Consider the following 19606-nt stretch of genomic DNA (forward strand, 5'->3'; position numbering starts at 1 on the left):
TGCGGAAGTGAAGATCGCCCGGTACCTTGGTGCGTTGGGTCAAATCACTCCTTTCACGGAGGTAACGGGGAAAGTGTCGAAGATCACGGTCCGTGAACGGGCGCGGTACTGGTTCGACAACACGATGTCCAAAGGCACAGCCTCGCTCATCGGCTGGCTGGCCGTCGTGTCGGTCGGCCTCATCGCGGTCGTGACCATGCTCACGCTCTGGCTCGCGCCGGGTGAGCCCGAAGGCGTGGGCCACGCCGGGGAGGTGCTCTGGATCGCCCTCATGCACGCCCTCACGCCGGGCAAGGTGGCCAGCGACAAGGGCTCGATCGCGTACATGGCGGTGATGTTCACCGGCTCGCTCGGCGGCCTGTTCATCGTCAGCATGCTCGTCGGCCTGCTGTCGAACGGGCTCAAGCAGAAGGTGGACCGCCTGCGCAGGGGCCGCTCGCGGATCGTCGAGTCGGGCCACACGGTGGTGCTCGGCTGGTCGGACCAGGTGTTCACGATCGTGGGGGAGCTGGCCAAGGCGCACGCCAGCCAGAAGCACTCCGCCATCGCCGTGCTGGCGGAACGTGACAAACTCCAGATGGAGGAGGCCATCCGCGAGCACGTCGGCGACCTGGGCGGCACCCGCCTGGTGTGCCGCACCGGACGGCCCACCGAGCCGCGCGACCTCGCGCTGATGAACCTGGGCAGGGCCCGCTCCGTCGTCGTGCTCTCGCCCGAGGGCGAGGACCCGGACGCGCACGTGATCAAGATCCTGCTCGCCCTGGCCAAGCGCCAGGGCGCGCATCCGCCGGTGGTCGCCGCCCTCGCCTCCAGCCGCAACATCGCCGCCGCCCGTCTGGCCGGCGGCCGGGACGTGCACCTGGTGGACTCCGACGACACCGCCTCCAGGCTGATCGTGCAGTCCTCGCGCCAGTCTGGCATGTCCGTGGTCTGCATGGACCTGCTGAACTTCGACGGCGGCGAGATCTACATGCGCACACCGAAGAAGCTCGTCGGCGTCACGTACGGGGAGGCGCTGCACGCGTACCAGACCGCCTCCGTCATCGGCCTGCGCCGGCCGTCCGGCGTGGTGCTGAACCCGCCGTCCGGCACCGTCGTCAACGCCGACGACGAGGTCATCGTCATCGCGCACGACGACTCCCACGTCCGCCTGGCCGCCGGCAAGCCGTTCCTGGACGAGGCCGCCATCGTCGAGGCCGGGAGCCTCGCCCCCGAGCCCGAGCGCACGCTCCTGCTCAACTGGAACGGACGGGCCGAGCAGATCGTCCGCTACCTCGACGGGTACGTCGCGCGCGGCTCCGTCCTGGAGGTCGCCGCCGACCACCCCAAGGCCGGCACCGGCCTGGCCGGGCTGCTCAACCTCACCGTGAACGTCAAGGACTGCGACACCACCGACAGGTTCGCGCTCGAGTCGCTCGGTGTCGGCCTCTTCCAGCACGTCATCGTGCTGTCCGACGACCGCTTCGACCCGCACCACTCCGACACGCGCACCCTCATGACGCTGCTCCAGCTCCGCGACATGCAGAGCAAGCTGGGCGAGCACTACTCGATCGTCAGCGAGATGCACGACGAGAACAACCGCGCCCTGGCCGAGGTCACCGAGGCCGACGACATCGTGATCAGCGACACCGTCATCGGCCTGCTCCTCGCTCAACTGGCCGAGAACAGGCACCTGGCGGACGTTTTCGGCTACCTCTTCGATTCGCGCGGATCGGAAATCTACCCGCGCCCCGCCGCTTCGTACGTCAAGACGGGGACGAAGGTGACGTTCTCCACGGTCGTGGAGTCCGCCCGTCGCAGGGGCGAGACCGCCATCGGCTACCGCAGCTCCGCGGCCCGCAACGACCCGCCGCACTACGGCATCGTGCTCAACCCCAGCAAGTCCGAGCCCATCGTCCTGGGCGAGCGCGACTCGGTCATCGTGCTGGCCGAGCGCTAGGCGTACTACCGTTTGCCTCGTGAGGACCATTGACTGGGTTGACGGCGCCGTCGAGCTCGTGGACCAGACGCTGTTGCCCGACAAATGCGTGATGCTCCGCATCCGCACTGTGGACGAGCTCGTCGACGCCATCCAGCGGCTGGCCGTGCGGGGCGCGCCGGCGCTCGGCGTGGCCGGCGCGCTCGGCGTCGTGCTGGCCGACGGCGACCCGGCGCAGATCGCCAGGCTTCGCGCCGCCCGGCCCACCGCCGTCAATCTCGCCTGGGGCGCCGACCGGGCCGCCGCGCACCTGCCAGAAGGCCGCGAGGCGGTGCTGGCCGCCGCGCTGCGCGTGCGCGACGACGACATCGCCGCCTGCAAGGCCATGGGGGAGCGCGGCGCCGACCTGCTCGAAGGCGACCGGCTGCGGATCATGACCGTGTGCAACACCGGCGGCCTGGCCGCCGTCGAACGCGGCACCGCGCTCGGCGTCGTGCAGACGCTCCACGAGCGGGGACGGCTGGCCGAGGTGCTCGCGCTCGAGACCCGTCCCCTGCTGCAGGGGGCCAGGCTCACCACCTGGGAGCTGGCCAGGATGGGGGCGCCGCACCGGCTCATCACCGACTCGGCGGGACCGTACCTGCTGGCCAAGGGCGATGTGGACGCGGTGCTCATCGGCGCCGACCGCATCGCCGCCAACGGCGACACGGCCAACAAGATCGGCTCGTACGCGCTCGCGCTCGGCGCGGAACGCGCCGGGGTGCCGTTCATCGTGGTCGCGCCCGAGTCCACGATCGACCAGGGCACGCCCTCGGGTGACCACATCACGATCGAGGACAGGGGCGCCGGCGAGGTCGTGTCCTTCTGGGGCGTGCGGGTGGCTCCCGAGGGCACTCTCGCGCTGAACCCGGCCTTCGACGTGACCCCGCACGATCTGATCACGGCGATTGTCACGGACAAGCGAGTGATCAGGCCTTAGAACGAAATCTCCGATCTCACGGACCTGTCCGCTTCGACCGCGTTACGCTCAGTGTCCCCGACGACTCTCCCGGAGTTCACCGTGGCCATTGACCTGGTGTTACGGCGTGACTGGAACGCCCGTGCGCCGCGCGGCGATTACACCGCGCTTGACTCGACCAAGGGCGTGAAGGTCCACTACACAGGCGGCCGGGTCAATCCGGGCATCGTCTCCGACCACGACGGATGCGTGGCCTTGGTGCGGTCCATCCAGGCCCATCACATGGATGGCAACGGCTGGATCGACCTCGGCTATTCGTATGTGGCTTGTCCGCACAAAAAGGTGTTCGAGGGGCGCGGGCTGCACCACCTGCCCGCCGCCAACGGCCCGGGGCTCAACGCCGGCCACTACGCCGTGCTGGGGCTGGTGGGCAACTCGGGCCTGGTGCAGCCGCCGGACGGGCTCCTGCACGCGATACTCGACGCGGTCGAGTACGTACGCGACCGCGGCCACGCTGGCAAGGAGGTCAAGGGGCACCGCGACGGCTACGCCACCGACTGCCCCGGCGACCCCCTCTACGCCTGGGTGCGCCGGGGCGCGCCCCGGCCCGGCGGGAGCTCGCCGCCGCCCGTCCCGGAGACGCCGCCCTTCCCCGGGCGGCTGCTGAAGTACCCTCCGGTGATGCGCGGTGAGGACGTGCGGACCTGGCAGCGGCAGATGCGCACGCGTGGCTGGGATCTGGACGTGGACGGCGCGTACGGTCCCGGCTCGCGCGACGTGTGCCGCAGGTTCCAGCGCCAGCAGGGGATCGAGGACGACGGGATCGTGGGACCGGTCACGTGGCGCCTGGCTTGGGAAGCCCCGGCACGTTGACAGGGGCGACCCGGGGTTACTGGTCACGTGGCGTTCCGCCTACTATCCGAATCATGGAGCTGGCAGCGGGATTCGCGACCACGACTCGGGACGACTGGCGGGCGCTCGCGGTTGAGGTGCTGCGCAAGTCCGGGGTCGAGGCGGGCTCGCCCGAGGAGGCCCTGTCCAGCGCCACCTATGACGGGCTGACGGTGGCGCCCCTGTACGACGTGGACGACCTGCCCGGTGATCCGGGCCCGCCCGGGGCGGCGCCGTACGTGCGCGCGTCGCGGGCCGTCTCCGGATGGGACGTGCGGCAGCGGCACACCGTGCCCGACGCCGAGGCGGTGCTGGCCGACCTGGAGAACGGCGTCACGTCGTTGTGGCTGGTCGTCGGGGACGGCGCCATCCCGGTCGGCGCGCTCGGGACGGTGCTCGCGGACGTCTACCTCGACCTGGCGCCTGTCGTGCTGGAGGCCGGAAGTCTGGCCCGCGAGGCCGCGGAGGAGCTCTTCCGGCTGGCCACCGCGCGTGGCGTCGCGGTCAGCGGGAACCTGGGAGCCTCGGGCGCCGTGGGGGCGGAGCTGGCGCTGCGGTGCGCCGCCGAGTTCCCGAGCTCCGCCGGGCTGCGTGCCGTCACCGTGGACGCCACGCCGTACCACGACGCGGGCGGCAGTGACGCCGAGGAGCTCGGGTGCTCGATCGCGCGTGGCGTCGCGGAGCTGCGGACCCTCACTGGGGCCGGGCTCTCTGTTGAGCAAGCGCTAGGGCAGATCGAGTTCCGGTACGCCGCCACCGCCGACCAGTTCGCCACCGTCGCCAAGCTGCGTGCCGCCCGCCGGCTGTGGGCCCGGGTCGCCGAGGCCTGCGGCGCGGCCGCGCACGGAGGGCAGCGGCAGCACGCGGTGACCAGCTCGGCCATGATGACCGCCCGCGACCCGTGGGTGAACATGCTGCGCACCACGCTCGCCTGCTTCGCCGCCGGGGTGGGCGGGGCCGAGGCGGTCACCGTGCAGCCGTTCGACGCCGCTCTCGGGCTGCCCGACGCGTTCGCGCGCCGCATTGCCCGCAACACGCAGTCGCTGCTGCTGGAGGAGTCGGGGGTGGGGCGGGTGATCGACCCTGCCGGGGGCTCCTGGTACGTGGAACGCCGCACCGCCGACCTGGCGGAGCGGGCGTGGGCGTGGTTCCAGGAGATCGAGGCCGCAGGTGGGGCCGATTCGGCCGCCGGCCTGGTGTCGGCGCGCATCGCCGCCACCCAGGCCCGCCGCGCCGAGGACATCGCCCGCCGCCGCTTCCCGATCACCGGGGTCAGCGAATTCCCGAACCCTGCGGAAAAGCCCCTCCGCCGCACCCCGGTCCCCGCGCACCCAGGCGGGGCGGGACGGCAGGCGACGCCGGGCGGTGGCGAAGGCGGGTTGCCGAAGGTGCGTTACGCCGAGGAGTTCGAGGAGTTGCGGGATCTCGCCGATGCCCAGCCGGAGCGGCCCAAGGTGTTCCTGGCCACCATCGGCCCCGTCGCCGCCCACACCGCGCGGGCCGCGTTCGCCGCCAACCTGTTCCAGGCAGGCGGCTTCGCCATCGAGACCGCGGGCCCCGGCGCCGATCCCGAGCAGATCGCCACCGCCTTCGCCGTCTCCGGCACGACCGTCGCCTGCCTGTGCTCAAGCGACAAGCTGTACGCTCAGCACGCCGCCGCCGTCGCCGTCGCGCTGCGCAAGGCCGGGGCGAGAAAGGTGTGGCTGGCGGGGAAGGGGCAGTACGACGGCGTGGACGCCAACCTCTACGCGGGCTGCGACGCGCTGCACGTGCTCCGCACGACCTTCGACGACCTGGAGGTGACCCGATGATCCCGGACTTCTCCGGCATCCCGCTCAACCCCCTGCCCGAGCAGGGGACGAGGGAGCCGAAGCCCGAGGGCGAGGTCTGGGAGACGCCCGAGGGCATCGCCGTCAAGCCCGTCTACACCGCCCAGGACCTCGAGGGACTGGACTTCCTGCGCACCTATCCGGGCGCGGCACCATACCTGCGTGGCCCGTACCCCACCATGTACGTCAACCAGCCGTGGACCATCCGCCAGTACGCCGGCTTCTCCACGGCCGAGGACTCCAACGCCTTCTACCGCCGCAACCTCGCGGCCGGTCAGAAGGGCCTGTCGGTGGCCTTCGACCTGGCCACCCACCGCGGGTACGACTCCGACCACCCGCGCGTGGCCGGCGACGTGGGCATGGCCGGGGTGGCGATCGACTCGATCTACGACATGCGGCAGTTGTTCGACGGGATCCCCCTGGACCGGATGTCGGTGTCGATGACCATGAACGGCGCCGTGCTGCCGGTGCTGGCGCTGTACATCGTGGCCGCCGAGGAGCAGGGCGTCCCACCGGAGCAGTTGGCGGGGACCATTCAGAACGACATCCTCAAGGAGTTCATGGTCCGCAACACCTACATCTACCCGCCGGCGCCGTCGATGCGGATCATCTCCGACATCTTCGCCTACACCAGCGAGAAGATGCCGAAGTTCAACTCGATCAGCATCTCCGGCTACCACATCCAGGAGGCCGGGGCGACGTGCGACCTGGAGCTGGCGTACACACTGGCCGACGGCGTCGAATACCTGCGGGCCGGGGTCGCGGCCGGGATGGACGTCGACAGGTTCGCGCCGCGACTGTCGTTCTTCTGGTGCATCGGCATGAACTTCTTCATGGAGGTCGCCAAGCTGCGGGCCGCCCGGCTGCTGTGGGCGAAGCTCGTCGCCGGTTTCAGCGCGAAGAATCCGAAGTCACTGAGCTTGCGTACCCACAGCCAGACCTCCGGATGGTCGCTGACCGCGCAGGACGTCTTCAACAACGTCGTGCGCACCTGCGTCGAGGCCATGGCCGCCACGCAGGGCCACACTCAGTCGCTGCACACCAACGCCCTCGACGAGGCCCTCGCGCTGCCCACCGACTTCTCCGCCCGCATCGCCCGCAACACCCAGCTCCTCCTCCAGCAGGAGTCGGGCACCACCCGCGTCATCGACCCCTGGGGCGGGTCCTACTACGTCGAACGCCTCACCCACGACCTGGCCGAACGCGCCTGGGCCCACATCCAGGAGGTCGAGGCCGCCGGCGGCATGGCCAGGGCCATCGAGGCCGGCCTGCCCAAGCTCCGCATCGAGGAGGCGGCGGCCCGCACCCAGGCCCGCATCGACTCCGGGCGGCAGCCGGTGATCGGCGTGAACAAGTACCGTGCCGTGAGCGACGAGGCCATCGAGGTGCTCAAGGTCGACAACAGCGCGGTCCGCGCCCAGCAGCTGGAGAAGCTGGCCAGGCTCCGGGCCGAACGCGACGACGTCGCGGTGCGGCACGCGCTCGACGCGCTCACCAAGGCGGCCGACAACCCGGCGCCCGGCCTGGGCAACAACCTGCTCAAGCTGGCCGTCGACGCCGCCCGCGCCAAGGCCACGGTGGGCGAGATCTCCGACGCGCTCGAGCGGGTGTTCGGCCGGCACGCCGAGCAGGTCCGTACCATCACAGGGGTGTATCGCGACGAGTCCGGCTCCGCCGCCAACATCGAACGCGCCCGCCAGGCCTGCGCGGACTTCGAGCGGGCCGAGGGGCGCCGCCCCCGCATCCTGGTGGCCAAGATGGGCCAGGACGGCCACGACCGCGGCCAGAAAGTGATCGCCACCGCCTTCGCCGACCTGGGCTTCGACGTGGACGTCGGCCCGCTGTTCCAGACGCCCGAGGAGGTCGCCAGGCAGGCCGTCGAGGCCGACGTGCACATCGTCGGCGTCTCGTCGCTGGCCGCCGGGCACCTCACGCTGGTGCCGGCGCTGCGTCAGGCGCTCGCCGACCTCGACGCCGCGGACATCATGATCGTCGTGGGCGGGGTCATCCCGCCGGGCGATCACGACGAGCTGCGGGCCGTGGGCGCCGCCGCGATCTTCCCGCCGGGCACCGTGATCGCCGACGCCGCGCTGGATCTGCTCGAGGAGCTCAGAGCTCGTCACACAGCGTGACCGAGAGGGACCGCTGCATGGGGACGGGAGAGGTGATCCGCAGGGTGACGCGGTGCGTGCCGCCGGCCGTGCCCGTGAGGTTGCGCGGGGAGGTCAGGTAGCGGTGGCCGTTCTCGGAGATGATCGCGGAGGAGCGGGCGACCGTGGTGCCGTCGATGAGCCAGGCGTACCTGAACGTCAACGGGTCGCCCGTCCGCGCCACCAGCGCCTCCAGCGTCACCTGGCCGCCGGCCCAGCAGTCGCCGTCGCGCGTGCCGCCCGCCCGCAGGTAGACGACCCTGAGCCGGCCGGTCGTGGCGACGGGCGTCGTCTCGGCGGTGGGCACGGCGCTGGGGTTGCCTTCGGTCTGGGGGGTCGGTCTGGCGGTACGGGTCCGCTTGGTTCTGGTGGGGGTGGGTGCCGCCTCGGAGGAGGGCGTGCCTGTGGTGCTGGACACGGTATCGGCCTTGGAGGTGGGGGTCGTGGGGGTGAGCCACACGATGGCGGCGGCCAACGCCAGGACGGACACGCCGGACACGAGGGCGATCATCACGGTCTTCACCCGTCGCCGGCCGGACCGTTTCTGCGCCTTGCCACCGGCGCCTGGCTGGCCCGCGACCAGGATGTCGACGAGCGTGGAATGCTGCATGGGAGACCCACCGGCCGGCTGCGCCTCGCCCGCCGCCGACCGCCCGTCGGCGCCCGTATACCCGGCTTCGACGGTGTCCCCGCCAGCGGGCGGATATCCGCCGGCGGCGCCGGGGTGCCCGCCGGTCGCATGCCCGGTGGCGGGGAGCTCGGCGGCGGCCAGAGGCGGGTCCACGGGGGCCGGCAGCGGGAACGGGACCTGGCCTCGGTACGAGGCGGAGTGCTGGTGCCGGTCCGCGCCATGGTGTGGCGCAGCGGCGCCCACCGCGTCGTGCTGCGATGCCCGGCCGGGGTGTGGCGAGCCCGCCCGCGACGCAGGAGCGGTGCGCGGCCCGACGTCATGCGCCGCGCCGTGGTGAGCGCGACGTGCCGGATGCTCACCGGAAGCGTGCACCGCGCCTGGCCGCGAAGCCGAATCGGCCCCGGCGCCCCGTGCGGCGTCGCGCTGGTAGGCGGCCGTGCCGGACGCGGCGTCGAGGCGGGCGGCCGTGCCGGCTGCGGCGTCGAGGCGGGGGGCCGTGCCGGCTACGGCGTCGAGGTGGGCGGAGGCCGGGGTGATGCGATCCGGGGCGGCGGGGGTCGCGTAGTCGTCGTCGGGGGTGCGCGACGGGTGGCGGCGCGGCCGGTCCGGTCGTTCGCCGCCGATCAGCCGCAGCAGCACGTCACGCATAGCGGGCCGGGCGGCGGGATCCTTGGCCAGGCAGGCGGCCACGACGTCGCGCAGCGGCCGCGGCAGGTCGTCGATCCGCGGCTCGTCACGCAGGATCCGGTTGATGACGGCGGGCAGCGAGTCGTCCCCGAACGGCGGCACCCCCGTGGCCGCGAACACGATGACCGACGCCCACGCGAACACGTCAGCCGGCGCCTCCGCCGCCTTACCCGCCAGCTGCTCCGGCGCCATGTACGCGGGAGTGCCCACGATGTTGCCGGTCGCGCTCATCCCCGACCCGAACGCCCCGGCAATGCCGAAGTCGACGACCTGCGCCCCGTCGGGTCCGATCAGCACGTTCGCCGGCTTGAAATCCAGGTGCAGCACGCCGGCCTGGTGGATGGCGTCAAGCGCGGTCGCGGTCGCCACGGTCAGCCGCTGCAGCTCCGCCCCGCCGACCGGCCCCGCCTGCTGCAGCGAGCGCCCCTCCACGTACTCGGAGACGACGTACGGCCTCCCGCTGGCCGACCCATCGAGCACCCGCGCGAGGCAGAACGGCTCGACCTCGCGCGCGGCCGCGATCGCCGCGGCGAGGCGGTCGCTCCCGGCCAGGCCCTCACGCAGCACCTTGACGGCGACAGGGGTCCCGTTGCGGGCCTGGCCGAGGTAGACGACACCGTGGCCGCCCGCGCCGAGCCGCCCGACCAGCCGGTACGGTCCCACAGCCGCCGGGTCGCCGTCGCGCAGAGGTTCGACGTTGGGCATGAGGGGAGTGACTCCTGTGACGGCTGAGAAGAGAACTCCAGCACCATACTGGCAAATGTCAAGACTTGTCAGAAGTTAGGCTGATCAAACAGAAGAAAGGGGTAAGCCGGGTGCACGCGCTGGAGGACTACGCCGGGGGCGTACGGGCGGGCTCGCGTACGTGGATCGCCCGCGCGATCACCCTGGTCGAGTCGACCAGGCCCGACCACATGGCCCAGGCCCAGCGCCTGCTCGTCGAGCTCATGCCGCGCACCGGCCACGCGTGCCGGGTCGGCGTCTCGGGGGTGCCCGGGGTGGGCAAGTCCACGTTCATCGACTCCCTCGGCACGCTCCTGACCGGGCAGGGGCACAAGGTCGCCGTCCTGGCCGTGGACCCGTCCTCCAGCAAGACGGGCGGCAGCATCCTGGGCGACAAGACCCGCATGTCCCGCCTGGCGACCGACCCGGCCGCCTTCATCCGCCCCTCGCCCACCTCGGGTACCCTCGGCGGCGTCACCAAGGCGACCAGGGAGGCCATGGTCGTGGTGGAGGCGGCCGGCTTCGACGTCGTCCTGGTCGAGACCGTCGGCGTCGGGCAGTCGGAGACCGCGGTGGCCGACATGGTGGACACGTTCCTGCTGCTCACTCTGGCCCGCACCGGTGACCAGCTGCAGGGCATCAAGAAGGGCGTGCTGGAGCTGGCCGACGTGATCGCGGTCAACAAGGCCGACGGCGAGCACCAGCTGCCGGCCAGGAAGGCCGCGCGCGAGCTGGCGGGCGCGCTGCGCATGCTCCGCTCGGACTCGACGCCGCCGCCCGTGCTCACCTGCAGCGGACTCACCGGCGACGGCCTGGAGCGGTTGTGGCGGCAGGTCCTGGCCCACCGCGAGTCGCTCGACCTGGCCGCCAAGCGCCGCGCCCAGCAAGTCGGCTGGACCTGGACCCTCGTCCGCGAGCGGCTGCTGTCCGAGCTGCGCAACGACCCTGCGGTGGCGGCGATCAGAGCGGAGGTCGAACGCGAGGTCCTGGCGGGTGAGCTGACCCCGTCGCTCGCGGCCGACCGCCTGCTGTCCGCGTTCAAACGCCCCTGACCATCGGGCGCTCCAACGGGGAGGAGATCACTCCCGGGTGGAGAGACTTCCCTCAGGGGGGTGAATATCCGCTCCCGCCGCGCCGGGCCCGCACTATGGCCCATGCCACGATGGCGCCCAACCGACATTGGAGGCGCGCGTGTCAAACGCTTCCCGGCCTGAAGGCCGGGCTTGTCCGCCGTGGCCGGCTGTGCGCCGTAGGCGGGTGGGCCTTGTTTGACCAGCCCATGCTGCCGGGGCACCTGGTCAGCGTCGACGACACCGAGCGCCTGCTCGGCCCGCGCGGCGCCTGGCTGGTCGAGGTTGAGCACGACAGCACGATCGTCGTCGCCGGCGCCCGCGTGCGCCTGGATCCGCTCCTGAGGCTCACCCACGCGTCCAGGCTGCGCCTCGTGGCCGGTATGCCGTGCCGGTGGAGCGTCAGGGGCGCCGACGGCAGCGGCTGGTTCCCCGCCGACGTCCCCAACCGGTACGACTACCACGGCCGCCCGTACTTCCACGGCGACGACCTCCTCGTCGAGGTCCCCGCCCTGCCGCTGACGATCACCGTCGCCAGGGGCATGGAGTACGGCGAGGCGAGCCTGGACCTCACCCCGGACCCGGGCCTGGAGCACCTGATCAGGCTCACCCCCGAGCGCATCTACGACGCCCCCGCCCGCGGCTGGTACGGCGCCGACATGCACGTCCACCTCAACTGGGCAGGCGACCACGTCGGGATGCCCGCCGACGCGGCCGCCGCGCAGCACGGCGAGGACCTGCACGTGCTGAACCTGCTGGCCGGCAACGTGTCGGGCCGGCGCGTCTACGACCGCGAGGCGCTCGAGTACTGGACCTGCGAGGACCTGCCCTGGTCGGACGCCACCCACATCGCCAGGATGGGCGTCGAGTACCGCAACGACCTGCTCGGCCACATCTACGCCTTCGCCCCCCGCGCCGCGCCCCGGCGCTTCCACACCGGCTTCGACGGCGATTCCGACTGGCCGCCCAACGCCGACGGCCTGCGGGAGCTGCGCGGACTCGGGGCGCTGGTCGGCTACAGTCACCCCTTCCGCACGCCGATCGCCGACGGAACCCCGCCCAAGGGCGTGGTCTCGCCGGTGCCGCGCAACTGCGCGGCCCGCGAGCTGGTCGCCGACGCCGCGCTCGGGCTGGTGGACAGCCTCGACGTGCTGACCCACGCCTCGATCCCGTCCACGGCGGCGGTGTACCGGCGGCTGATCGGCGCGGGCAACCGCCTGGCCGTGACGGCGGGCACGGACGCGATGATCTCCTTCACCCGTTCGCACAACCAGTCGAACCCGCCCGGCTGGGCCCGCGTCTACGCCCAGGTCGACGGGGAGCTGACCGCCCGGTCGTTCGCGGCGGCCGTACGCGCGGGCCGGACGTTCGCCACCACCGGCCCCTGGCTGGAGCTGACGGTGGACGGTCACGGCCCCGGCCACGTCATCCGCGCGCGTGCAGGCGACCGCGTCACCGTCACCGCCGCCGCCATCGGGCCCGAGGTGGCGGCGGTGCGCATCCGCACGGCCGACGGCGTGCGGGCCGGCGCGGAGCGGCTGCCCGGCGGGGACGAGCCCCTCACCGTGACGGCCGACATCCGGGTGGACGCGCCGACGTACATCGTGGCCGAGGTCCTGTGCCACCCGCACCCGCGCACCCTGACCACCACCGGGTACGCGCTGACCAGCCCCGTCTACGTGGACCTGGACGGCAGGCAGGTGGCCAGGCGGGAGGACGTGCTGTGGTGCCTGGAATGGCTGGACCTGCTGGAGGACCTGATCAAGCAGCACGCCAGGCTGGCCGGCCCGCTCCAGTTCGGCGACCACGTCTCCCTGCTGGAGCAGGCCAGGGCGGTCTACCGCGCCCGGCTATGCTGACCCTGATGGACGTCAAGGCCCTCCTGCGCGACCACCCGGACTGGCTCGCGCACCTCGAATCCCTGGGCGGCTTCGACCTCGCCTTCCCCGACGATCTGCCGTCGGAGCTGCTCAGGCTCGCCGTGCCGCACGAGGACGTCAACGCCGTCCTCGCGGCCCGCCCGCAGCCGGGCACCCCTCAGTGGTGGCTGGCCGAGCGCTGCGCGCACTCGCTGGTGTCCACGATGGGCAGCCTGGACGATGCGCCGCCGTTCCGGCCCCTGCCCGAGCTCGGCCCGTACTTCTACGTGTACGTCTACCTCGCCGCGCTGCCGCACACCCGGCGCTATCACCGCGAGCTGGGCGTCCCGGAGGAGGTGTCCTGGGCGACGTTCGCCGACCTGGGGCGCAACATGGCCGTGCACCGCAAGCGGCACGGCGCCGGCGGCCTGCACGCGCCCCAGTGGTTCATGCTGCACGCCAGGGGCCTGCTGTTCGATCTGGGCCGGCTCCAGTTCAACCGGAGCCGGCTCGGCCGGAGGACCGGAGCGGCGGTTCGTGCGGCCGGCCTGCCCGTGGGGCCGGGCGACCCGGCGGTGGGCGTGCACATCCCCGACTTCCACGGCCCGCTGACGCCCGAGGCGTGCGACGCGTCGTTCGCGCGGGCCAGGACGTTCTTTCCCCGGCACTTCCCGCAGGAGCGCCACCACGTGATGGCGTGCGCGTCGTGGCTGCTCGACGACCAGCTCGCCCGTTACCTGCCGGCCGACTCCAACATCGTGTCCTTCCAACGGCGGTTCCACCTGCTGCACAGGCTCGACGACGCCGACACGCTGGGGTTCGTGTTCGGCGCCCACGCCGCCGACCCGGCCGGGCTGCCCCGCCGCACGCGGCTGGAGCGGGCGGTCGGCGACCACCTGGCCGCGGGCGGCACCTGGCACGGAAGGGTCGGCTGGCTCCCCTTCTGACCGGCCTTCTAGTGGCCGTGCACTCCCTCATCGAGGAGCATCATCGCGGGCAGCGGGGCCGCCCGGCCGTCGCGGACGCACACGTACGTGATCGTGCCGACGGCCACCAGCTCGTCCGCGCTCCGCATCGTGAACGTCATCGTGATCGACGTCGTGCCGACCCTGGCGGGCGCGCTCTCCACCGCCAGCACGTCGCCGAGGCGGGCGGGGGAGTGGTGCTCGCAGCCGCTGGCCTTGACCACCAGGTCGGCGCCCTCCTGCCGGAGCCGGTCGTAGCCGCCCCTCGCGCCGAGCCAGTCGAGGAAGGCGTCTTCGAAGTACTCGTAGTAGCGGGTCGCGTGCATCATGGACTGCGCATCGCAGTGCCGCGGGCGTACTGGGAGATGCGAGATCACGTCAGGAACCCTACGCGCGCCGGCGGGGCGAGCGGGAGCCGTCCGGCTCACCGCCCGCCCGCACACTAGCCCTCGTAGAAGGAGTCCAGCGTCTCGCCGTAGCGCTCCTCGACCGCCTTGCGCTTGATCTTGAGGCTGGCCGTGAGCTCGCCCGTCTCCACCGCGAAGTCGTCGGCCAGGATCGCGAACTTCTTGACCGTGGCGTAGCTGGCCTGTTCGGCGTTGACCAGGTCGATGGCCTTCTGGACCTCCTCGCGCATCCGCGGGTGCTCGCGCAGCTCCTGCGGGTCCTGCGGCAGCGATTCGGCCTGCGCCCACGGCTTGACCACGTCCATGTCGAGCGTGACCAGCGCCGTCACGTAGTTGCGCCGGTCGCCGTGCACGAACACGTGCGACACGTAGGGGCAGGCCGCCTTGATCTTGCCCTCCAGGTACGTCGGCGCGATGTACTTGCCGCCCGAGGTCTTGATCAGCTCCTTCTTGCGGTCGGTGATGCGCAGGCGCCCTTCCGCGTCCAGCTCGCCGATGTCGCCCGTGTGCAGCCAGCCGTCCTCCAGCGCCGCGCCCGTCTCCGCCGGCAGGCCGTGGTAGCCGCGCATGATGCCGCGCCCGCCGATGAGGACCTCGCCGTCGTCGGCGATGCGGACCTCGGTGCCCGGCAGCGGCGGGCCGACCGTGCCGAACTTCACCGACTCCGGCCGGTTGAGGAAACTGCCCGCCGACGACTCGGTCAGGCCGTATCCCTCGAGGATGGGCAGGCCGGCCGCGTCGAAGAACTCGGCCATCTCCATGGACAGCGGGGCGGCGCCGGAGATGAAGTAGCGGATCCGGCCGCCGAACCGGTCCCGGAGCTTGGCGAAGACCAGGCGGTCGGCCAGGGCGTACTCGACGCGGGTGGTGAGCGGGATGGTCGCGCCGGCCTGGCGGGCCCGGGCGACCCTGATGCCGGTCGCGCGTGCCCAGTTGAAGATCTTCAGCTTGGCGCCGCCCTCGCGCCGCACGGTGGCGGTCACCGTGTTGTGGATCTTCTCGAAGATCCGCGGCGCGGCCGCCATGATCGTCGGCTTGACCACGCCGAGGTTCTCGGCGATCTTGTCGAGGCGGCCGTCGATCGCTGTCGGCACCCCGATGTGGATCATCACGACTTCGAGCAGCTTGCCGAAGGAGTGTGACAGTGGCAGCCACAGGAAATGCAGGTCGTCCGGGGAGATCAGGTTGATCTTGGCGACCGCGTCGCTGGTGTAGAGCCAGTTGTCGTGGGTCAGCTCCACGCCCTTGGGCCGGCCGGTGGTGCCGGAGGTGTAGATGAGCGTGGCGAGGTCGTCCTGGGAGATGGCGTCCACCATCGCGTCGTAGTCGCCGTCGGCGGCGCTCACCGAGTCGAGCGTGAGCACCCAGCCGTCGTCGCTCGGGGAGCCGTCGATGACCACCACGTGGGTGACGTCCGGGAGCTCCTTCTGCACGGACCTGAGCTTGGCGACCTGGTCGTCGTTCTCGGCGATGACCATCGTGCTGCCGGAGTCGGTGATGACGAAGGCCGACTCGGCCGCCGTGTTGGACGGGTAGATCGTGGTCGTGGCCGCGCCCGTCGCCAGCACGGCCAGGTCGGTGAGGATCCAGTCGAGCCGGGTCGAGCACAGGATGGACACCCGCTTGCCGGGCCCGGCGCCCAGTTTCGCCAGCCCTAGAGCCAGGCCGCGGACCCGTTCGCCCACCTCCCGCCACGAGATGGATTCCCAGCCGCCGTCGGTGGGCACTCGGTACGCCTCGGCGTCTGGGGTGGCCGCGATCCGGTCGCGTAGCAGGGCGGGAATGCTGGACATGCCTGGCCTCCTGGAAAGTGTTGACCAGACTTTAGGACGACAGGACCGTCTCAGTCGATGGCCGGGCCGGGCCGGGCCGGACCATGGCGACCGTTCCCGGGGTGCGCACCTCCCAGGCGCCGCAGGCGCAGCGCAGGTAGGAGACCAGGCCCTCGGAGGTGCGGTGTGAGGAGGCGACGGTCAGGGCGAGGGGATCGTGCAGGTGTCTGGAGTGCATGATCCCAGCATGTTGTAATGGCCTTATGCATTTCAACGCTTACGGCGGCAACGGGGCGGCCCTCGCGGCGGCGCTGGTCAACGCGACGGACTTCAGCCCGCCGGCGGTCGAGGCGATGCTGACCGAGCATCGGCTCCTGCGTACCGCCGTCGCGGCCGGGCAGGCCGAGGAGCTGCGGGTGTGGGCGCGCCTCCTCGATCCGGTGTTCGGCGAGGCCGACCAGGACGTCCAGATCAAGCTGATCAACGACCTGCTCGACGCCACCGCGTCGAAGCCGTACGTCAGCGCCCACGACGGCCGCGAGCCCCACCTGCACTTCTACTCGCCGGACGCCGACATCGTCTCCCGGACCAAGGACACCAGCGCCGGCGGGCTGGCCATGTGCATGTCGTTCGCGGGCGGCGGCCGACTGGGGCGGTGCGACCGGGAGGGGTGCGGGATCGTCTTCGTCGACACCTCGCGTAACGGGCGGCGCCGGTTCTGCTCGCTGGCCTGCGCGAACAGGGTCAATGTGGCGGCGCATCGGGCCCGCCGGGTTGCCAGATGATCGGGATGTCGCATAGCCTGGCGAACGTCTTATCCCCGACCCGTGAGGGCAGTTGATTTGAGGATCTGAGGTCGCGGGCACCGCGCCGTTCCGCCCTGTCGTGGGCATTGCGCGCACACCTGGACCTCTGGCGACCTCTTCGCCCTTCGTCGTTGACTTCACGATTTCCTTGTGTGTTGCGCGCATTTGCGGTGATTCCCGCCAAGTCACGAAATTTCAGGTTTTGTGATGGGAGCCGCCTTAATGTCTTTTTCCATAGTCGTCGACCACGTCTCTTACGGCTGGCCGGACGGCACCAAGGTCCTCGACGGGCTCGACGCCGCCTTCCCGGCCGGCCGTACCGGGCTCATCGGGGTCAACGGGTCGGGTAAGTCCACCCTGTTGAAGATCATCGCTGGGGAGCTGGTCCCGCAGTCCGGCTCGGTCTCCGTGTCCGGTGTGGTGGGATACCTGCCGCAGAACGTGCCGCTCGCGGCCGCCCGTACCGTCTCCGACCTGCTGGAGATCAGCGGCAAGCGGGCCGCGCTGCACGCCATCGAGAGCGGCGACGTCGCCGAGGAGCATTTCGCCGCGATCGGGGACGACTGGGACGTCGAGGAACGCGCCCGGGCCGAGCTCGACCGGCTCGGCCTGGACCACATCGGGCTGGACCGCACGGTCGGCACGCTGTCCGGCGGCGAGACCATCATGGTCGCGCTCGTCGCTCAGCTGCTGAAGCGGCCCGATGTGCTGCTGCTCGACGAGCCCACCAACAACCTCGATCTCGACGCGCGCGAACGGCTCTACGCCGCCGTGTCCGCCTGGGCGGGCGTGCTGGTGGTGGTCAGCCACGACCGCACCCTGCTCGGGCTCGTCGACCAGGTCGCCGAGCTGCGCGAGGGCGTCGTGCGCATGTACGGCGGCAACCTCGCCGACTACGAGGACCAGGTCGCGGCAGAGCAGGAGGCCGCGCTGCGCACCGTGCGCACCGCGGAAGGGGAGGTACGACGGCAGCAGCGCGAGCTGGTCGAGGCCAGGATCAGGATCGACAGGAACATCCGGGCCGGCAAGAAGGCGGCGGCCAACAACAAGGCGCCGAAGATCGTCGCGAACGGGCTCAAGCGCAAGGCCCAGGTGACCGCGGGCAAGCAGCGCACTCTGCACCTGGAGAAACTGGAGGAGGCCCGTGACCGGCTGAGCGAGGCCGGGCAGGCCGTGCGCGACGACGCGGAGATCCGCATCCAGCTGCCGGGCACCGAGGTGCCGGCCGGCCGCACGGTCCTCACCCTCCCGCTCGACCCGCCCCCGGCAAGAACCCACGCGCCCGCCGCCCACGTGGGCGACGCCGAGCAGGACGCCGCACACGCGGGCGACGCCGAGCAGGACGCCGCACCTCAGGCCGCGGCCGTCCTGGAGACGCTGGTCATTCGCGGTCCCGAACGGATCGCGCTGCTCGGGCCGAACGGGTCCGGCAAGACCACGCTGCTCAAGCGGATCGTCGAGCACCGCGCACACGTGCCGGTCCGCTACCTGCCGCAGCGGCTCGACCTGCTGGACGACACGCTGAGCGTGATGGACAACGTCCGCGCCCTGGCGCCGTCCGCGCCGGTCAACGAGGTGCGCGCCCGCCTGGCGCGGTTCCTGTTCAGGGGCGAGCGGGTCAACCAGGCCGTTGGCACGCTGTCGGGCGGCGAACGTTTCCGCGCCACGCTCGCCGCGCTGTTGTCGGCCGAGCCGCCCCCGCAGCTGCTCCTGCTGGACGAGCCGACCAACAACCTGGACATGCCGAGCGTCCGCCAGCTGGCGCAGGCGCTGTCGGCGTACCGGGGCGCGCTCATTGTGGCCTGCCACGATCTGCCGTTCCTGGAGACGATCGGTATCACCCGCAGGCTGCGGCAGGACAGGGAGGCCGGCCTGACGGAATCGTGATTGACGGGCAGGGAGCAACCGGGCGATAGTGTGGCAGGTGGCTGCACCCCGGTTGATCTCGTGCGTTCTCGCTTTAGCGACGCTCACGCTCAGCGGATGTTCCCCCTCCGTGCCGACGCCGGAGGGCGGCGAGCCGAGAGTCAGCGGCGTCGCCGGCGGCACGGGCGACGCCGGGCTCAACGGCGGCAGCACGCCGAGCAGCAGCCCGAGCGCGGTGGCGCTGACGCCCGAGGCGTACAAGGCCGAGCTCGACAGCAGGCACAAGTCCCTGACCGCGGCGATCAGCGGGTTGACGGGCGCGCGCGGGGTCAAGGCGCTGGACCAGCGGGTGACCAAGGCCGAGGAGACGCTGAGCGGCGCCGCCGACGCGCTGGGCGCGCTCACCCCGCCCGACGCCGTACGCGCCCAGCACGACGCTTACGTGGCCGGCCTGCGGGACTTCGCCACCGAGCTCGGCAGCACGGAGGGCAAGGTCGGCGCCAGGGACCTGTGTACGTCGTCGGCCGTGCTCATCGATCTCGACGACAAGCTGGCCGCCCTCGACGAGGCGGGCGAGGCCCTGCAGAGCGCCGGCGACTACCCGGCCGACATCGTGGACGTGAAGGCCGGGCGCAAGCAGACCAGGCGGCTGAGCAACGGCTCGTTCGTCCGCAAGGGCAGCGCGCTCAACGGCCGCAGCTCGCTGGAGATCGACAACGGCGCCTCGCGCGACGCCGTGGTCACCGTCGTGCGGGGCGGCAGCAAGGCGTTCAGCGTGTACGTGCGGAAGAAGGCGAAGTTCAAGGTCCGGGGCGTGCGGGACGGCAGCTACAAGATCTTCTTCACGCACGGCGTGGACTGGGACGGCAAGAGCAAGGCGTTCACCCGCGAGTGCAGCTTCGAGCGTTTCCAGAAGGCGGTGACGTTCAAGACCACCTTCACCGCCACGCAGATCCGCTGGCACGACTGGCGGGTCACGCTGCACGCCATCTCGGGCGGCAACGCCCGCACGGCGCCCGTAGACCCGGAGGACTTCCCCGGCTGAGGCCCGCCGGGCGTTGAGGCCGCGCACCC

At 71.6% G+C, this 19606-nt stretch carries 15 protein-coding genes; 11 read left to right on the top strand and 4 right to left on the bottom strand.

The genetic code is table 11. The features are described 5' to 3' along the window. The first annotated feature begins 73 nt into the window (after window positions 1–73). The 5 genes from ACTWPT_RS30705 (at window position 74) to scpA (ending at window position 7728) form a co-directional block, all read left to right on the top strand. Complete coding sequence (locus tag ACTWPT_RS30705) at window positions 74–1939, top strand: CASTOR/POLLUX-related putative ion channel (RefSeq protein ID WP_443180967.1); 1866 nt, start codon at window positions 74–76, stop codon at window positions 1937–1939. A gap of 19 nt (window positions 1940–1958) precedes the next feature. Beyond that, window positions 1959–2897: an S-methyl-5-thioribose-1-phosphate isomerase gene (mtnA, locus tag ACTWPT_RS30710; protein WP_443180968.1), complete on the top strand. Its 939-nt coding sequence runs from the start codon at window positions 1959–1961 to the stop codon at window positions 2895–2897. A gap of 81 nt (window positions 2898–2978) precedes the next feature. Continuing rightward, a complete protein-coding gene (locus ACTWPT_RS30715; RefSeq protein WP_443180969.1) occupies window positions 2979–3749 on the top strand; it encodes a peptidoglycan recognition protein family protein in 771 nt (256 codons plus the stop codon). 53 nt (window positions 3750–3802) lie between these two features. Continuing rightward, window positions 3803–5578 (top strand): methylmalonyl-CoA mutase family protein, encoded by a 1776-nt coding sequence (locus tag ACTWPT_RS30720; RefSeq protein WP_443180970.1) that lies wholly within the window; start codon window positions 3803–3805, stop codon window positions 5576–5578. After that, window positions 5575–7728: a methylmalonyl-CoA mutase gene (gene scpA / locus ACTWPT_RS30725; RefSeq protein WP_443180971.1), complete on the top strand. Its 2154-nt coding sequence runs from the start codon at window positions 5575–5577 to the stop codon at window positions 7726–7728. The genes ACTWPT_RS30720 and scpA overlap by 4 nt, the downstream gene beginning before the upstream one ends. Here scpA and ACTWPT_RS30730 read toward each other — a convergent pair. Next, the gene (locus ACTWPT_RS30730) at window positions 7706–9769 is read right to left on the bottom strand and encodes a protein kinase domain-containing protein (RefSeq protein ID WP_443180972.1); all 2064 of its coding nucleotides are present in this window, start codon (window positions 9767–9769) and stop codon (window positions 7706–7708) included. The genes scpA and ACTWPT_RS30730 overlap by 23 nt on opposite strands. A gap of 110 nt (window positions 9770–9879) precedes the next feature. On the opposite strand from ACTWPT_RS30730, the gene meaB reads away from it, so the two are divergent. From meaB to ACTWPT_RS30745, 3 genes are all read left to right on the top strand, one after another. Beyond that, a complete protein-coding gene (gene meaB, locus ACTWPT_RS30735; protein ID WP_443180973.1) occupies window positions 9880–10839 on the top strand; it encodes a methylmalonyl Co-A mutase-associated GTPase MeaB in 960 nt (319 codons plus the stop codon). 212 nt (window positions 10840–11051) lie between these two features. Then, window positions 11052–12716: a CehA/McbA family metallohydrolase gene (locus tag ACTWPT_RS30740; RefSeq protein WP_443180974.1), complete on the top strand. Its 1665-nt coding sequence runs from the start codon at window positions 11052–11054 to the stop codon at window positions 12714–12716. A gap of 5 nt (window positions 12717–12721) precedes the next feature. After that, complete coding sequence (locus ACTWPT_RS30745; RefSeq protein ID WP_443180975.1) at window positions 12722–13663, top strand: acyltransferase domain-containing protein; 942 nt, start codon at window positions 12722–12724, stop codon at window positions 13661–13663. 8 nt (window positions 13664–13671) lie between these two features. Here ACTWPT_RS30745 and ACTWPT_RS30750 read toward each other — a convergent pair whose 3' ends face one another. The 3 genes from ACTWPT_RS30750 to ACTWPT_RS30760 form a co-directional block, all read right to left on the bottom strand. Then, window positions 13672–14058 carry an acyl-CoA thioesterase gene (locus ACTWPT_RS30750; protein WP_443180976.1) on the bottom strand — a complete coding sequence of 129 codons (387 nt, stop codon included), beginning with the start codon at window positions 14056–14058 and terminating at the stop codon, window positions 13672–13674. 65 nt (window positions 14059–14123) lie between these two features. Then, window positions 14124–15881 carry an AMP-dependent synthetase/ligase gene (locus tag ACTWPT_RS30755; RefSeq protein WP_443180977.1) on the bottom strand — a complete coding sequence of 586 codons (1758 nt, stop codon included), beginning with the start codon at window positions 15879–15881 and terminating at the stop codon, window positions 14124–14126. Window positions 15882–15912: 31 nt separating this feature from the next. After that, a complete protein-coding gene (locus ACTWPT_RS30760; RefSeq protein WP_443180978.1) occupies window positions 15913–16098 on the bottom strand; it encodes a hypothetical protein in 186 nt (61 codons plus the stop codon). A gap of 25 nt (window positions 16099–16123) precedes the next feature. Between ACTWPT_RS30760 and ACTWPT_RS30765 the strand changes: the two genes are divergently transcribed. From ACTWPT_RS30765 to ACTWPT_RS30775, 3 genes are all read left to right on the top strand, one after another. Further along, window positions 16124–16645, top strand: coding sequence for a CGNR zinc finger domain-containing protein (locus ACTWPT_RS30765; protein ID WP_443180979.1), 522 nt, complete (start codon window positions 16124–16126; stop codon window positions 16643–16645). A gap of 243 nt (window positions 16646–16888) precedes the next feature. After that, a complete protein-coding gene (locus ACTWPT_RS30770; RefSeq protein WP_443180980.1) occupies window positions 16889–18553 on the top strand; it encodes an ABC-F family ATP-binding cassette domain-containing protein in 1665 nt (554 codons plus the stop codon). A 109-nt stretch (window positions 18554–18662) separates the two neighbouring features. Continuing rightward, complete coding sequence (locus ACTWPT_RS30775) at window positions 18663–19577, top strand: hypothetical protein (protein WP_443180981.1); 915 nt, start codon at window positions 18663–18665, stop codon at window positions 19575–19577. Window positions 19578–19606 lie beyond the last annotated feature (29 nt).

Source organism: Nonomuraea sp. 3N208 (genome assembly GCF_052245935.1).
GTDB lineage: Bacteria > Actinomycetota > Actinomycetes > Streptosporangiales > Streptosporangiaceae > Nonomuraea.

Coding starts and splice junctions, on each gene's coding strand:
- ACTWPT_RS30755 (WP_443180977.1), bottom strand. CDS start 15,881: ATGTCCAGCATTCCCGCCCTGCTACGCGACCGGATCGCGGCCACCCCA.
- ACTWPT_RS30770 (WP_443180980.1), top strand. CDS start 16,889: ATGTCTTTTTCCATAGTCGTCGACCACGTCTCTTACGGCTGGCCGGAC.
- ACTWPT_RS30745 (WP_443180975.1), top strand. CDS start 12,722: ATGGACGTCAAGGCCCTCCTGCGCGACCACCCGGACTGGCTCGCGCAC.
- ACTWPT_RS30760 (WP_443180978.1), bottom strand. CDS start 16,098: ATGCACTCCAGACACCTGCACGATCCCCTCGCCCTGACCGTCGCCTCC.
- ACTWPT_RS30730 (WP_443180972.1), bottom strand. CDS start 9,769: ATGCCCAACGTCGAACCTCTGCGCGACGGCGACCCGGCGGCTGTGGGA.
- scpA (WP_443180971.1), top strand. CDS start 5,575: ATGATCCCGGACTTCTCCGGCATCCCGCTCAACCCCCTGCCCGAGCAG.
- ACTWPT_RS30765 (WP_443180979.1), top strand. CDS start 16,124: ATGCATTTCAACGCTTACGGCGGCAACGGGGCGGCCCTCGCGGCGGCG.
- ACTWPT_RS30720 (WP_443180970.1), top strand. CDS start 3,803: ATGGAGCTGGCAGCGGGATTCGCGACCACGACTCGGGACGACTGGCGG.